The organism is Hyphomicrobium denitrificans ATCC 51888 (assembly GCF_000143145.1).
GTDB lineage: Bacteria > Pseudomonadota > Alphaproteobacteria > Rhizobiales > Hyphomicrobiaceae > Hyphomicrobium_B > Hyphomicrobium_B denitrificans.
This window is the reverse complement of record NC_014313.1, coordinates 549,022-563,235: the sequence shown is the minus strand read 5'-3', so window position 1 is coordinate 563,235 and position 14,214 is coordinate 549,022. Positions and strand designations below refer to the sequence as shown.

General features: G+C 59.4%; 12 protein-coding genes. 6 read left to right on the top strand and 6 right to left on the bottom strand.

Translation table 11 applies throughout. The annotated features are described in order from the left end of the window. Positions 1-284 precede the first annotated feature (284 nt). Positions 285-1,061 (top strand): FadR/GntR family transcriptional regulator, encoded by a 777-nt coding sequence (locus HDEN_RS02620; protein WP_013214573.1) that lies wholly within the window; start codon positions 285-287, stop codon positions 1,059-1,061. Positions 1,062-1,117: 56 nt separating this feature from the next. On the opposite strand, the gene HDEN_RS02615 is transcribed toward HDEN_RS02620, so the two are convergent. Next, on the bottom strand, positions 1,118-2,392 hold the full coding sequence (locus HDEN_RS02615; protein ID WP_013214572.1) for an ABC transporter substrate-binding protein: 1,275 nt from the start codon (positions 2,390-2,392) through the stop codon (positions 1,118-1,120). Between the two features lie 573 nt (positions 2,393-2,965). Between HDEN_RS02615 and gdhA the strand changes: the two genes are divergently transcribed. Then, complete coding sequence (gene gdhA / locus HDEN_RS02610; RefSeq protein ID WP_013214571.1) at positions 2,966-4,318, top strand: NADP-specific glutamate dehydrogenase; 1,353 nt, start codon at positions 2,966-2,968, stop codon at positions 4,316-4,318. Positions 4,319-4,385: 67 nt separating this feature from the next. Here the strand turns inward: gdhA and HDEN_RS02605 are convergent, their stop codons facing one another. Next, positions 4,386-5,600 carry a DUF937 domain-containing protein gene (locus HDEN_RS02605; protein ID WP_013214570.1) on the bottom strand — a complete coding sequence of 405 codons (1,215 nt, stop codon included), beginning with the start codon at positions 5,598-5,600 and terminating at the stop codon, positions 4,386-4,388. A 670-nt stretch (positions 5,601-6,270) separates the two neighbouring features. On the opposite strand from HDEN_RS02605, the gene HDEN_RS02595 reads away from it, so the two are divergent. Continuing rightward, positions 6,271-7,203 carry a LysR family transcriptional regulator gene (locus HDEN_RS02595; RefSeq protein WP_013214569.1) on the top strand — a complete coding sequence of 311 codons (933 nt, stop codon included), beginning with the start codon at positions 6,271-6,273 and terminating at the stop codon, positions 7,201-7,203. Between the two features lie 11 nt (positions 7,204-7,214). Here HDEN_RS02595 and HDEN_RS18260 read toward each other — a convergent pair whose 3' ends face one another. The 4 genes from HDEN_RS18260 to HDEN_RS02580 all read right to left on the bottom strand — a co-directional run bounded on the left by HDEN_RS18260 (position 7,215) and on the right by HDEN_RS02580 (position 11,944). Then, positions 7,215-7,373, bottom strand: a complete 159-nt coding sequence (locus HDEN_RS18260; RefSeq protein WP_013214568.1) for a hypothetical protein — start codon at positions 7,371-7,373, stop codon at positions 7,215-7,217. 46 nt (positions 7,374-7,419) lie between these two features. Continuing rightward, complete coding sequence (locus HDEN_RS02590; RefSeq protein ID WP_013214567.1) at positions 7,420-8,580, bottom strand: SLBB domain-containing protein; 1,161 nt, start codon at positions 8,578-8,580, stop codon at positions 7,420-7,422. Positions 8,581-9,340: 760 nt separating this feature from the next. Beyond that, complete coding sequence (locus HDEN_RS02585; protein ID WP_013214566.1) at positions 9,341-10,648, bottom strand: MFS transporter; 1,308 nt, start codon at positions 10,646-10,648, stop codon at positions 9,341-9,343. Between the two features lie 315 nt (positions 10,649-10,963). Further along, positions 10,964-11,944, bottom strand: coding sequence for a catalase family peroxidase (locus tag HDEN_RS02580; RefSeq protein ID WP_013214565.1), 981 nt, complete (start codon positions 11,942-11,944; stop codon positions 10,964-10,966). 169 nt (positions 11,945-12,113) lie between these two features. Between HDEN_RS02580 and HDEN_RS02575 the strand changes: the two genes are divergently transcribed. The 3 genes from HDEN_RS02575 (at position 12,114) to HDEN_RS02565 (ending at position 14,192) form a co-directional block, all read left to right on the top strand. Continuing rightward, positions 12,114-12,704, top strand: a complete 591-nt coding sequence (locus HDEN_RS02575) for a sigma-70 family RNA polymerase sigma factor (protein ID WP_013214564.1) — start codon at positions 12,114-12,116, stop codon at positions 12,702-12,704. A 2-nt stretch (positions 12,705-12,706) separates the two neighbouring features. Further along, positions 12,707-12,916 carry a zf-HC2 domain-containing protein gene (locus HDEN_RS02570; RefSeq protein WP_013214563.1) on the top strand — a complete coding sequence of 70 codons (210 nt, stop codon included), beginning with the start codon at positions 12,707-12,709 and terminating at the stop codon, positions 12,914-12,916. 142 nt (positions 12,917-13,058) lie between these two features. Beyond that, positions 13,059-14,192: a DUF2778 domain-containing protein gene (locus tag HDEN_RS02565; protein ID WP_013214562.1), complete on the top strand. Its 1,134-nt coding sequence runs from the start codon at positions 13,059-13,061 to the stop codon at positions 14,190-14,192. Positions 14,193-14,214 lie beyond the last annotated feature (22 nt).

Below are 14,214 nucleotides of genomic sequence, written 5' to 3'. Positions count from 1 at the left end.
ATAAAGTCGAATCCATTTGGTTTGAAATGGTTGATTATCAGCCAACAGCATGTTAGAATTTTTTAAATTCTCGCAACGCAAAATCGGTTGGTCGACCATGGAAAACCAAATGATGCAAAAAAGATCAGCTCACAGCTTATTCCGGCGCCACCTGGCTGGGACATTGAACTATCGACGACCGGTCAGATTCGCGGACGAGAACTGAGCAGGACCAAGCCGCAGCCCATTCCGACGGGTTATGCGGGAACATTCGATCGCAATGCCCTGAACGGAAGAAGCACAACATGGACGACCGAGTGAGCGAAGCCCTACCGCCTTGGGAACTGAGCAGGGACAATCATCCGCTCATCAAGGAACGCGTGAAAGCTGCAGCCGACACGCTGTTTCATCAGATCGCGTCCGGCCAGTATTCGTACGGAACCCGGCTCGCTTCCGAACGTGATCTCGCCAAGGAATTCTCGCTCAGCCGCGCGGCGATCCGGCAAGTCATCGACTTTCTCGAAACCTATGCCGTCGTAAAGCGCCAGCCGAACAGCGGCACGTTCGTGAATTACGTCCCGCCGAAGAACGGCTTCTCCGTTGCAAATGCGAAGACCGGAGAGAGCCACCTGATGGACATCCGGGCGATCGCCGAAACCGCGTCACCGCTCGAAATGAACATTCTCTGCTCGATCATCGAACCCGAGATGGTCAGGATCGCGGCGCTCTACATGTCGGTACGCGACCTCGCGAATTTGCGGAGCGTGTTCGACGAAATCGAAAAAATCGTCACCGACGCAGAACTCTTCGCACACCTCGAAAAGAAGTTTCTGATGACGATTGCCGAGGGAACGCATAACCGGCTGCTGATCACCGTCTACCGGATCGTAACGGAAGTTCGCCGGCAGCCGCACTGGTGCGCGACGCGCGTGAAGTCCTTGACGCCCGAACGGATCAGCGACACGCAGAACCGTTTGAAATCGCTCTATATGGCATTGGAGAATCACGACATCGAAAGCGCGGTCGAGTTCATGAAGCTCGTCATTGCAGGCGCGCAGGACGACCTCTTGAACGCACGCTGATCCTCGAAGCACACACAGAAATGCGTGTGCGTCCGCGCTTCGAACTCGAAAAAGCGTTAGCGGCTCAACGCCAGCTTTTCTTCTCGCTGATCCCACATCAGATTGAGAGCACGCATGTGCTTGATCAGCAGATAGCCGTACGAACTCCACCACTTGAGAGGCGAGCCAAACTCGACGATACGCGCCTTGCCGTTGCGGATGGCGACGACCGGCCAGTCTCCGACAAGCGCGTTATCGATGCCGAACAGCTCATGCCCCCACCACGTGGCTTCGCCGAAAACGTGCTTCCCCTTCCCGCCGACTTTCATCATCGCGAGCACCGTCAAAGGCTCGATCGTGCGCGCGCGTTCGACGGCGACCTTCCACATCTGAAGGATTGCCGCATACTCCCACGACACGGCGCTCCACTCGCCCGGATAACGCCGGCAGAACTCGCCGAAAAAGCCTGCAGGATCGCCGAAATTAATATCCGGATGGTTGAGCAGCGGGTCGTCGAAATCCGGAAACTGGAAGACGAAATTCTCCATGAATTCCGGGCTCGTCTTCTCAACCAGCTCCAGATAGTTATCGCACGTGCACGAGATGATCCGGCCCTTGAACCCGCGCTTGTAAGCCTCGATGGTCATGGCATGCACGAACGGCTCGTACGCCGTATCCCAGCACAGCACGTCCGGTTTCTTTTCCAGCAACCGGCCGATGATCTCGGAAAAGTCGCTCGTCTGATTGGGAAACAGATGTTCGTCGACCAGCGTCAGGCCCGCCGCCTCGAAAGCTGCGCGGTACGTCGCAATCGACGGCAACCCGTGCTCGTCGTTCTGCGTGCACATCGCCACCGTCTTCAGGCTCGGATCGTCCCGCACGAGCCAATCGACGCCGGTCACGTTGTAGATCGGATGGACTTCGCACGGCGCGATCAACGTGCGCGCATTGGGCGATAGATCGCTCGGCAGCAGCGTCGTCACCAGCGCCTTGCGTTGATTGACGAAGTCGCGCAACGGCCGGGAAAAGTCGTTGCCGCCGAGCATCATCACCAACTGCACACCATGATCCATGAGCAGTTTGCGTGCACCCGCCAATGCTTTTTCAGGCCTGAACTGCGTATCGTACGGAATGACGTCGACCTGATAACGGCGGTCGCCGATCCGGATTCCGCCCTTTCCGTTCACCCAGTCTTTCCAGATCAGGCAGCCCATGAAACCGGGCTCGGCCCAGGATTTCATTTTTCCGGACAACGGCGCGAGCATGCCGACTTTGAGAACTTTTTCGGCGTCGATGACCGTTCGAGGCAAGGTCAGCGATAGCGCTGATGTGACCGTGGTAGGAGACCGCATTTCTCGCCTTCTTTCATCCCAGCGCCCTGTCTGGGATCACATCATCGACTCTTGAACTCGGCGCTCTCGATAGCCGCCACGATTCAGCGACGCACGTTGTTTAGCGCACCGGCGCCCAGCACGGTGCAGCCTCCGGTGAAAATTTCCTCGCGCCGTAACGTACGAAACACCACCTTTTGAAACTGGGCGAGATGACATTGCGCGCAAAGCGCACGCGAGCAACACCCGCAAGCATCCTTAAATCCTATACTATACATTTTTAGTATACAAAAAGCCAAAACGCGACGCGGCGTAATGCGCTGCACACATCTCGCGCTCGGACCGAACCTCGCATGCACGCGCCGCTTAATATCAGACAATCGAAGTCCGAAACCGGCGGTACGACGAGGTCTCGATAGACGACGACGGAACGGCGGACCTCCGCCGTACCAATTGAAACTCTCAGTTTCTTATGCCTTCGAAACACGCAGAGGCGCCAATTTGCGCCTCTGCGAATGATAACAAATTGTTCACATTGCCCAGTAATTGGGCTAGGACCGCTACGCTTCAAACTCAAATCGGAATGCATAAACAGTGGTCAACATTGATGAAAAGCTGGCGCCAATCCTCGCGGAAGTGCTCCGCAGGAATGCCGGCGAAGAAGAATTCCATCAAGCCGTCAGGGAAGTCCTTGGAAGTCTCGGCCGCGTCGTCGCCAAACATCCCCGATATGCCAACAATCATGCTCTGATCGAGCGCCTGTGTGAGCCGGAGCGACAGATTATCTTTCGCGTTCCGTGGGTTGATGACTCCGGACACGTGCGCATCAATCGTGGTTTCCGGGTGCAGTTCAACTCGGCGCTCGGCCCCTACAAGGGCGGTCTGCGCTTCCACCCGTCGGTCAACGTCGGCATCATCAAGTTCCTCGGTTTCGAGCAGACGTTCAAGAACGCGCTCACCGGAATGCCGATTGGCGGCGGTAAAGGCGGATCGGACTTCAATCCGCGCGGCCGTTCCGATGGCGAAATCATGCGCTTCTGCCAGTCCTTCATGACCGAGCTTCATCGCCACCTCGGCGAATATACCGACGTTCCCGCCGGTGACATCGGCGTCGGCGGCCGCGAGATCGGCTTCATGTTCGGTCAGTACAAGCGCCTCACCAATCGCTACGAAGCCGGCGTCCTGACGGGCAAAGGTTTGACATATGGCGGCTCTCGCGCACGCACCGAAGCGACCGGCTACGGCACGACCTATTTCGTGCAGAGCATGCTCGCCACGAAAAAGCAGGCGTTCGAAGGTCGCCGCGTCGTCGTATCGGGATCGGGAAATGTTGCGATCTACGCCATCGAGAAGGTCGCCGAATTCGGCGGCAAGGTCGTGGCGTGCTCCGACTCGAACGGCTATGTCGTCGACGAAAACGGCATCGATCTCGCCCTCGTCAAGGAGATCAAGGAAGTCAAGCGCGGCCGCATTTCCGACTACGCCAAGATCAAGGGCGCACCGGTCCGTTATATCGAAGGCGGATCGATCTGGGATGTCCCGTGCGATGTCGCAATGCCGTCGGCGACGCAGAACGAACTGACCGGCAAGGACGCGCAGGCTCTCGTCAACAACGGTGTTATCGCAGTCGGTGAAGGCGCCAACATGCCTTGCACGCCGGAAGCGGTACACATCTTCCAGCAGGCTGGCGTGCTCTTCGCTCCCGGCAAAGCGGCAAACGCTGGCGGCGTCGCAACGTCCGCACTCGAAATGCAGCAGAACGCATCACGCGACAGCTGGACGTTCGAGCAGACGGAAGCTCGTCTCGCCATCATCATGCGTGACATCCACGACAGCTGCGCCGAAACCGCCAAGGAATACGGCGCGCCAGGCGACTACGTCCTCGGAGCCAACATCGCGAGCTTCGTCCGCGTTGCGGAAGCGATGGAATCTCTCGGCGTTATCTAAGGCCCATCTATCGATCGGCCGGGCACTGCCAAAAACGCGGCAGCGCCCGGCCGATTTCTTTGTGCAATCAAGCCGCGGACAACGTATCGAATTCGGCTCGTACGCTGTCGACGGTCGGCTTGATGAGCGCGCTGACGCCCGGGATCGCGAGCGCCTTATCGAACATCTGATCGAGCATCGGCCGCGTCGCGGCGATCGCATTGACGACCGTTTTACGAACGTCTGGCGAAAGCTGATCGAGCATCTTTTTCAGTCGTGAAAATTCATCGGCCGATTTTGCAAGAGGCTGAGCAACTGCTTGCGCCGACGCCTCGTCTTTGATGCTCGAAAGCGACGAACGCATACCGTCGACTGCGTTTGCGATCTGCGCACCGAAGTCCGTATCTCCGACCTTGACTCCGCGAATACTGTCGAGCGCCTGGAATGGCGTCGGCATGATGTCCGTGCCCGCAGCACCCGTGCTCGTCCCGGTGTTCGACGGCGAGTTCGAATTGGCCTCTGTCCGTGCGGGAGTTTCCGTCGCCGGCGGCGGCGCGACTGCAGTCACGTCCGGACCCGAGCCTGTCCGCAGGCTCCAGGCGATGCCGAGCAATGCCAGCACTGCAAGCGCCGGAAGTGCCCAGCGCCACGGCGACGACGCTTCGCGCGACTGATCGCTGTATCTCTCCGTCGGCGTCGTGTATTGCGGCCGCGAGGCGGGGTCCGCCGCTGTGGCGGCGCGCTCATCACCCATCACGCCGTCGAGAATACCCGTACCTTGGAGATATTTCGAAAAGCCTGAAGGGATAGCCCGCGCAATGCTGTCCTTTTGAGACTCGACGAGGTCGGCGAGACCATCGGCATCGAGCCCTCTCGCGCGTTGCTCTTGACCGAGCACGCTCAACACGACAGGCGCAAGCAAACCCATCAGACTTTTCGAGATGCCACCGCCGACGCCGACGTATTGGCTGACGGCATTGGCAAGCGCCGATGACGTCGAACCGCCAAGAAGCGAATTCAGCAGGCTCGCGCCGCCTTCAACCACATTATTCTGCGTCGGACTGCCAATCACGTTTCCCAGGTTCGAAAGCAGACCCGGCGGCTGCTGCGCGATCGCGCTGTTGAGAGCCGATGCGCCACCCGGCCTGGAAATCAAGGACACCAGAGCGGCGAGAAGGCCGGGAATACCAGCCTGCAAAGCTTTTTCTGCTTGTGACCTGTCGAGCCCTAGCCCCGAAGCGATGCGTGTAACGATGTTGGCGCTGAGAGCTTGGGTGATACTGGCGATCAGATTTGCTGACATGGGAACCGTCCTTCCGGTTGCCCCCCCGGATGCAGAACTCCCCTCAAGCTTGGTGATTAGACGCGCAAAGCTCAGCCGAGTCCATCCGTTGCACGTCCGAGCAGCGAAGAAGGTAGGGCCGGATTCGCTTGAAGAACTTGCGAGCACAAACCTGAGCGCCGTTCAGCGGCGGCAGCTGCAGTGAGATCGCTCTGAGGAAAAAACGTCTGCGCGCAACACGTAGACCCGCGCGATCTGATTCCGTTTCGCCGGAAAAAAACAAGGCCGACGCCCAGAGGGCGCCGACCCGTTCGTGGACATCGGGTACGGGAATGAAGAAGGGAGTACCCGACCAGCAAAAAATATCTTCAGCCGGCAGGCGAGTCAATTGCAAAGAAACTTTTTTTCTTTATAGTCACGACAATGTGCATCCGAGACGATTTTGTTCCGGGTGACCCATGAAAATCGAAGCCAAGAAATCCGAACGCATCATTGCAGATGAGTTGGGGTCAAAGCCGTCGAAGCATCGGGTGATGCCAAGCTTTTCCCCGGGTCGCTCCATCGGTCGAGGCGTCAGCGTACGACAAGATCGCCGCCACCACTCTCGTGCACAAATCGGATCGTCCGTAAGCACCGCAATTCCGATCATGCACCTGCCGCCGAAAACTTACTAACGAATTTTGCGAAGGCCATGAAACTTAAACACCGAACATTGCCGTTCGATCTTCGCTCGCTGGAGATATTTCTCGCCGTCTGCGAAACCGGAGGCATGGCCGCCGCTGCGAGCGAACTTGGGCTGACGCAGCCTGCCGTGTCACAAACGATTTCCGAGCTCGAGAAGCGCACAGGTACGGATCTGTTCGACAGAAAGTGCCGCCCGCTTGCGCTTACTCTCAGCGGCTCGTTGATGCGTCAGCGCGCAACGGCGCTGCTGTCCGATGCACATCAGATTTCACCCTTGCTGCAAGATGCAAAGCAAGGAAAAGTCACGTTCATTCGCGTCGGACTGGTCGACTCTCTCAATCGCGCCCTGACGATAAAACTCTCCGAATATTTGCAGTCTCGCGCCGGCAAGGTTGCCATCCTCTCGGGTTTGACCGCAGCCCATGCGAGTGAATTGCTGACGCGCAAGCTCGACTTGTTTTTGGGCGTCGACGATCTCGAAGAAACGGCAGGCCTCGAACGCTGGGAGATCGGACGCGAGCCCTACGTCCTGTTGCTGCCCGCAGGCACGCGCATGGTTCAGACCATCGACGATCTGAAGCGCCTCGCGGAAACCAAGCCGTTCATCCGCTTCAGCGCGCGCTCGCAAACGGGCGTTGAGATCGAACGACATTTGCGCCGCCTTGGCATCGTGGCAGCGCAATCCTTTGAGTATGACAGTCCTTATTCCGTCGCGGCCATGGTCTCTGCGGGCCAAGGCTTCGCGATCTCCACCGCCCTCTGCATCTCGGAATCACAGCTCGGCAGAGAAGGCTTGGTAACTTGTCCGCTACCCGGCCCGATCGTCTCGCGAAAGCTCTCGGTCGTCGCGCGCTTTCGCGAGCTGGGTCAGATCCCGCGCGACGTCGCGGACGTCACGCGCCTCGCATTAGGCGAGCATATCTGCGCCCTGAATGTCTGAAGCCTGAACGCTCAAGCCGAATATTGATGCGCGACCGGCATGACGACGATCGGCTTCATCGGCCCTTCGACGTTTTCCGCTTCAGGAACCACAACTTGGCCGCCCGTTGCGCTCTGCAACAAACTCTCGTTCGTTTCCGCGGTGGAGGATTTGTCGTCCGCATCGCTCATATCGAACAATCCTTCCGTGTCTGAGTTCAGTTGCGAGCAGCGGCGGCTAGTTTGAGAAACTTGGAAACGCCGTCTGGCGCTGCAGATTATCGCTTTTTGAAATAAAGACGATAGGAAAAGTCATTCGTTCCGTGTGTCCGAGAATTTCTGCATCGACGCGAAGATTGCTGTGATGCGCAGGCAGGGCAACGCGATCCCAATCGCCAGGCACAAAGCTATGCAAACTCTCGCCTGCCCGGATGCCGCCAGCCAGCGCGATGAGTTCGTGAACGGTGCTGAACACCGGAGCCTTGTAGATCCCAGGCCGTGAAACACACCCGAGCAACGCATAGAGCGTTTGCGGACCGCTCGCGGCATCGCCGTCGAGCGCATCACCCGTCGCGACGATTTCAGGCACCCACGCGACGAACTCGGGATCGGCGATCAGCGCCGACGCGCTCGGCTCCTCGCTGTTCGACGTCAGACAGATCTGCCGCAAACTTTGCTGCTCCGACTGGCTTTCGGCATCGATCAATGTGAAGCGGACATTCGCGCCAAGTCCACGATTCTTCAGGAAAAGAAATTCTTTATAGAATTTGCGGCACGCACTCTCGTGCCTGCGGCTGTAGCAAAGAACGATCTCCGGCGCGCCAAGCGCATGCGCGACGATCAGCAAGCCTTCAAGCACCCGTTGCGGAAACTGCGCCAGGAAGAAGGATTGCGCCATTTCTCCAGGTCCATGCTCGTCAATGAGCATGACGATTTTGACCGTTGAGTACCGAGCGCGAAGCTCGCGAATACGCACGCCAAAAGGCGCATCCGCCTTCTCGAACAAGCGAACCGCCGCCGAGGATAGCGCGCAGAGAACGCTTTCGAGACTGCGCCGCTTGGCCAGACAGCTTTTCAGAACCCCATAGCCGCCGGACGCACAATATTGCTCGAACGACTCGGCCGGTCCGAAGTCTGATGTCTCGCAAGCGCCCGAGTAGATGCGTCCGTCCCGGCCGATGGCCGGCGCGCGCCAGCACTGTGCCAGACACGTCTCGCGCGTGATCTCGTCGCTTCGAACGAGCCCGGACTCGACGAGAGAGTGACAAAACTGTTCCGCTCCGGCCAGCGCGCATGGCAGCCCGACGCAAACGCGTGCGCGATCTTCATCCGCGGGCTCAGCATCTTGGCTGGAAGCGTGCTCGTCGTCCGCACGCGCCTCGCTGTCGTCGTGAAGCACGGACGCAAAATCCGCCTCGCATACGTAGCCGCGACATCGCTGGACAGCTCTGAGCCAGCCGGAAAGACATGAGCGTCTGTTCAATGGCGCCCCAGTCTCTGCTGAAGGATTGACTGGCTCGGAATGCGCGCGCGTTTGCTATCCGGTGCGGCGCCAGCGATTGCGATCTCGAAAAAAGACGGCTGAGAGCGGTCACTCTCAGCCGAGTTAGACGCACAGTGGGAAAAAGGCTGTTTGTGCGCCGCGAGGACTAGTGGAACACAACGACCCCCCTTCACTTGCAGATCGACCAGGACGATCGAGGAGGAATACGCTCGCCCTGGCCATTCGCCACGAGCACGCGTCGAGGTCAGGCTCAACGGAGCCTCGACGTGTTCCGCGATGAATTCCGATGCCGTCAGATCGCGCGCAGACGTTGGTGCGCTCGAAAAAGCACAGCGAACGTGACGTGCTTTTGGCGTGCCCAACATGAGGAACCACATGCGATCTGTACTGACGACCTGTCGCAGTATTATGGTGGCGAGCACGAGCGCAAGTAAAAAAACTTTCTGGCTAAGAAATGATTTTGCGTCTGCGAGAAGGCTTTGCGGTGCGCTATAAAGCGAATTTTATAAACACCGGCACGATATAATTGAATTCGCGAGCGAACTTAGCAATTGGTCGACTATGGTCACAGGCAGATAGGCCAAGGGCATGTGGCGTCTGCAAAACCGCGTTCGCAACTGAACGGGCAAATTGCAGATAGACCGCCTGCTGACGATCAGCCAGCCTGCTCCTGCGAGGCCAAAGTCGCCGTCTGGACGCCGTGCGAATGCCGGCTGATTCCCCACAGAGCCAGGAACGTGATGATCGACGCCGCCGTCAGATAGAAGCCCACGGCCTGAATGCCGAACTTCGTCGCGAGCGTCGTCGCAACGTAGGGAGCCAGCGAAGCTCCGAATATCCCGGCGAGATTGAACGCCAGCGACGCCCCCGTATAGCGCACGCCGACAGGGAACGGCTCCGAAAGCGCCGTGCCGAGCGGGCCGTACGTAAAGCCCATCAGCGCTAGACCGAGAACCATGAAGCCAACGACGCTCGCCACGCTCCCGCCGCCGAAAAGCGGTTCGAACAGGAGCCCGAAGATGCCGATGAGCGCCGTCGCCCACAGCAGAACCGTCTGACGGCCGACCTTGTCTGCGAGCCACGCCGACAGCGGAATAGTCAGTCCGAAGAAGATCACGCCGATCATCTGAATGGGCAGGAACTGCTGCCGCGTATAACCGAGGTTGCTGATCCCCCAGCTCAAGGCAAAAACCGTCATCAGATAGAAGAGAACGAACGTCGCCAAAGCTCCGAACGTCCCAAGGATCAGCAGCCCGAAGTGCCGCGAAAATACCGTCGCCAAAGGCACACGCACGCGCTCGTTCTTCTCGATCGCTTTCTGAAATGCCGGCGTTTCAGAAATCCGCAGACGCACATAAAGCCCGACAAAAACCAGAACGGCGCTGGCGATGAACGGTATGCGCCATCCGAACGAAAGGAATTGCTGATCGGTCAGCAGTTCGGTGATCGCAAGAAACACGCCCGTCGAGCAAAGAAAGCCGATGGGCGCGCCGAGCTGCGGAAACATGCCGAACCACGCCTTCTTCCCTTGTGGCGCGTTCTCGGTCGCGAGCAGCACCGCACCGCCCCACTCGCCGCCGAGCCCGAGACCTTGAAAGAAGCGGCATAGCGCGAGCAGCAACGGAGCCCAGACGCCTGCGGTCTCATACGTCGGCAGGATGCCGATCATGATCGTCGCGATGCCCATCGTCAGCAGCGCCGCTACCAGAGTCGCCTTGCGTCCGACGCGATCGCCGAAATGCCCGAACAGCATGGCGCCGACGGGACGCGCGAAAAATGCAATCGAAAACGTCGCGAAGGATTGCAGCGTCGCAGTCGTCGCGTCGGCGCTCGGAAAGAACAACTGCGGAAAAACAAGAACCGCCGCCGTCGCGTAAATGTAGAAATCAAAGAACTCGATCGTCGTACCCGCAAGGCTTGCAAACAGGACGCGGCGCGTCGAGACGTTCTTTGATCCGGTCAAAGGCTCACCCGATGATGTCTGGCGGATTACGATTCGGCTGCCGGAATATTTCAGCCAACAGAGGCCTCCGCAAGCGGAACCGGCTTACGAGCCCGCAGGCGCCGTCCACCCCACCAAGACATGCAGCTTTGGGCCAGTTTCGTGCCTGGAACTTCGCTCCCGCAAAGAAAGCGGCCGGGCCGTGCCAGCGGCAGATCTCCCTCGCGGCCGTCTTCCGCGAAGTCCAGAAAAATGGAGAGAGGCAACGTAGCCCGTGCCTCTCTCCACGGTGCGGGCGCTACCTTCGGCGCTGTAGCCTCCCGCCTTCTCGTCGGCTCAAGGATTTCTGCGCGCGAAGGACGCCGCATACACGGCCCCGCGATCCGCAATCATCGGATCGGCAGCCTCTATCCCGGCCGGAACCGCATTCGGCATGAACACGAGTTCTTTGTTTGCCGCATCGTCACCCGCGCTTTTCGTCAGCGTGATCGTCCCAAGCGGGACCGTCTTGCGATCTGCGGGCCATGCGATCGACGGATCGTCGACCTTGTCACCGGCATCCGCGATCTGCGCGACGAGCGTGAACGCCACCGGACCTTCGCCGACGCGCTTTTTGATTTCGTCACTGAGGTAGGAAGCGGCCGCCGCCTTCGCGTCCGCGTCGCTTAGATAGTGCTCTCCCCCAGCCGGCACGATTTGGTAGCGGACGAACGCCGCCTTGCCGTCCTTGTTCGTGAGCTTGAAGGCGTTCACCGCATAGTACGGCAGGCTGGCGAAGCTCACCGGATTGGGCTTCGCGGCAGTCAGGAACGTCTTGGCAATCGGGTGATCGCCAAGGAACGTATCGAGCGGCGTCGGCTTTGGCGTATCGGGCTTGCTCGTCCCAAGCGCGATGAGAAGCTGGCGGAACTCACCGGTAGTCGCGACGGGAAAGCCGTTGAACGAATGCGCGACGATGTCTGTCTCCGAACCATCCGCGAGCTTGAACTTCAACGCCAGTCCGCGCGGACTGGCCAACCCATCGTTATCCGCAATCGTCGGTATACCGGCGAAATTCGAGAATCGCACCGTGACCGGCACAGTCGACCCCGCCTGCAGATGTGGCGCAGTCGTGAGCGCGGCGGCTTCGGGCGAGGCAGCGAACGTTCCGGTCAGAACCGTTCCCTTGGCGTGAACGGCGCGCGCACCCTGGTGCACGCCGAATACGCCGTTGACGGCATCGACCATTGCTTCGGGTGGCACCTCCTCGGCCTTGGCATTGATGGCGAGCAATGAAATCGCGGCGGCAATCAGCAGCGGAATAGCAGCTTCCTTCATAACCGATCTCCCGTTGGAACGACGCATTCGAACGAAACCACCCCGCGCACACGTCCACCGGTCGCGACTGCGGATCGCCAGCCGTGTCACGTAGATTTGCGTTTGGTTTGCTGATTAGTCGGGCGAGAACATCCGGACGTTACGCCCTGTTCGGACGAATTTTATCGACATGGACACCCGCCTTCGCAAAACGATCGCCGAGGAAGCCGCCGAATACAGGCCGCTGCTCTATCGGATGGCGCTGACGCAGCTGAAGAACGCAGCGGCGGCCGAGGACGCAACGCAGGAAACGCTGCTCGCGGCCATCGAGAAAGCCGACAGTTTCGAACGCCGCTCGACGCTGCGAACGTGGCTGTTCTCCATCCTGCGCTTCAAGATTCTCGACGTCATGCGTGATCAGTCCAAGTCGCGGCGGCGAGACAGCGGGCTCCCCGCCGAACATGCCGTCATCGACGACGACAATTCGCGCACCTTCGACACGTTGTTCGATGACAGTGGTTGCTGGATCGACACCAAGGACGTCTGGACGAACCCTCACACCGTCGCGGAGCGCGATGCATTCTTCAAAGTCCTTGAAGTGTGCATGACGCGCCTTCCGGCCCGAACATCTCGCGCGTTTCTGATGCGCGAATGGCTCGAACTCGATCCGCCTGAAATTTGCCGGGAACTCGGGATCTCCCAGGGCAACCTGCGCATTCTGCTGTACAGGGCGCGGATGCAGTTGCGGCTTTGCCTCGACTTGAATTGGCAGCGAGATTGACGATGACGAACCCGATCACCTGCAAGGACTCAACCTGGCTCGTCAGCGAATCTCGCGAGCGCACGCTTTCGAAAGAAGAGTTGCAGGACCTCGAGGGCCACATCGCGGAATGCCCCTACTGCAAAGGCGCGAGCACGCAGTTCGCGGTCCTTTTCAAACAGCTCGACCATTATCTCGGAAACAGCAGAGCGGAAAAAGACGAGACCGGCTGAATCTGGTCCTCCGCCGCAGGATTTTTCTCGCCGGCAGAGATAACGGATTGAGTTTCAATTCAAATTTGAAAGCAACCGCGCCTCGCTCTTGCCCAGACTCATGCGCTATGACTAGCGAGTGAATCGGGCCGGGCGGAACCACGTGATCGACAAGCCAAACACATCTCTGTCGAGACTGCTCGTTCTCGCCGCCGCTGGAATGCTGCTGACGGCATCGCCCGGACGCGCCCAGCAGCCCCCGAATCCCGCCGAAGCAGCTGGCCAGATCGCAGACTTTTTCGGCAAGGTCGGCGACCAGATCTACGAGAATTGCATTTTCGAGCTTTCCGACGAGCAGATCGAGGTCCAGCACGCCCTCGTCAAAGCTTACATCGAGCACGGCGCGAGCGGAGCGTCGGCAAGAAAACTCGCCGCGAAACAGATTCAGCCGCCGAAGCTGTCAGCCGAATGCGAGCAAATCCGGAATATGCCGCGCATGGCACAGCCTCCGCCGACGGAAGCAGCGCTTCCGCCCGGTGCCTGGGAACCGAAAGTCGCGGCGACGCCGAAAGCCAAAACAACACCTGCGCCGCCGCCGATACCGCCCGCACGCGCCATCAGCCTCGCGAGCAAGAAAGTTCTGCCGCAGTGGGACTGCGCCGAAGGCGTCGACTACGTCACGATCCAGCACAAGGGTTATCCTCGAAAGCTGACCGGCGGCGAGATCTGCAATCCGTTCCAGGACGTCGTGCATGAAGTCCCGGCCGCGGTCGGAAACTTCCGCTTGGGCTATACGATTAAAACCGGCCGCCTGTTCGTCATCACCGAAGGCGGCGCGCGCGGCCAGACGATCGCCTGGGCCATCTCCGGCCGCGAAGTCTGCAGAAACAATCCCGACCCTGACTGCCTTGCGACGCGTGCCGTCGGGCCGTTGCCGCCCGGCGAATACACGTTCTCGGCGAACAAGGATCAGCGCGTCACCTGGGGGCCGACGATCAAGCGCTATGTCGTCGGCGTTTACCTCAAGAAGCTCTGGGGCAAGGAACAGTATACGCCGCAGCAGACGTCAGCCATCCTTGCGCGCGGCAATATCGCAATCCACGAACGCCTGAAGGGTGAGATGTCGGAAGCCTGCCTCGGCTTCGAACCCAACGGCTGGGCTTACGTCGCCTCGCTGATCAAGAACGCGCGCGCCACCGGCCTCAGCGTCTACGTCGACGAGCCCTATCCGCAGGTTGCGGAAAATCCCCCGATCGTCGTCGCATCCTCGTTCTCGCTGACCTCGATTTTCAAATAAGCCCGTTGGCGGTTATGCTGGC

Coding starts and splice junctions, on each gene's coding strand:
- HDEN_RS02605 (WP_013214570.1), bottom strand. CDS start 5,600: ATGTCAGCAAATCTGATCGCCAGTATCACCCAAGCTCTCAGCGCCAAC.
- HDEN_RS02580 (WP_013214565.1), bottom strand. CDS start 11,944: ATGAAGGAAGCTGCTATTCCGCTGCTGATTGCCGCCGCGATTTCATTG.
- HDEN_RS18260 (WP_013214568.1), bottom strand. CDS start 7,373: ATGAGCGATGCGGACGACAAATCCTCCACCGCGGAAACGAACGAGAGT.
- HDEN_RS02595 (WP_013214569.1), top strand. CDS start 6,271: ATGAAACTTAAACACCGAACATTGCCGTTCGATCTTCGCTCGCTGGAG.
- HDEN_RS02615 (WP_013214572.1), bottom strand. CDS start 2,392: ATGCGGTCTCCTACCACGGTCACATCAGCGCTATCGCTGACCTTGCCT.
- HDEN_RS02575 (WP_013214564.1), top strand. CDS start 12,114: ATGGACACCCGCCTTCGCAAAACGATCGCCGAGGAAGCCGCCGAATAC.
- HDEN_RS02620 (WP_013214573.1), top strand. CDS start 285: ATGGACGACCGAGTGAGCGAAGCCCTACCGCCTTGGGAACTGAGCAGG.
- HDEN_RS02570 (WP_013214563.1), top strand. CDS start 12,707: ATGACGAACCCGATCACCTGCAAGGACTCAACCTGGCTCGTCAGCGAA.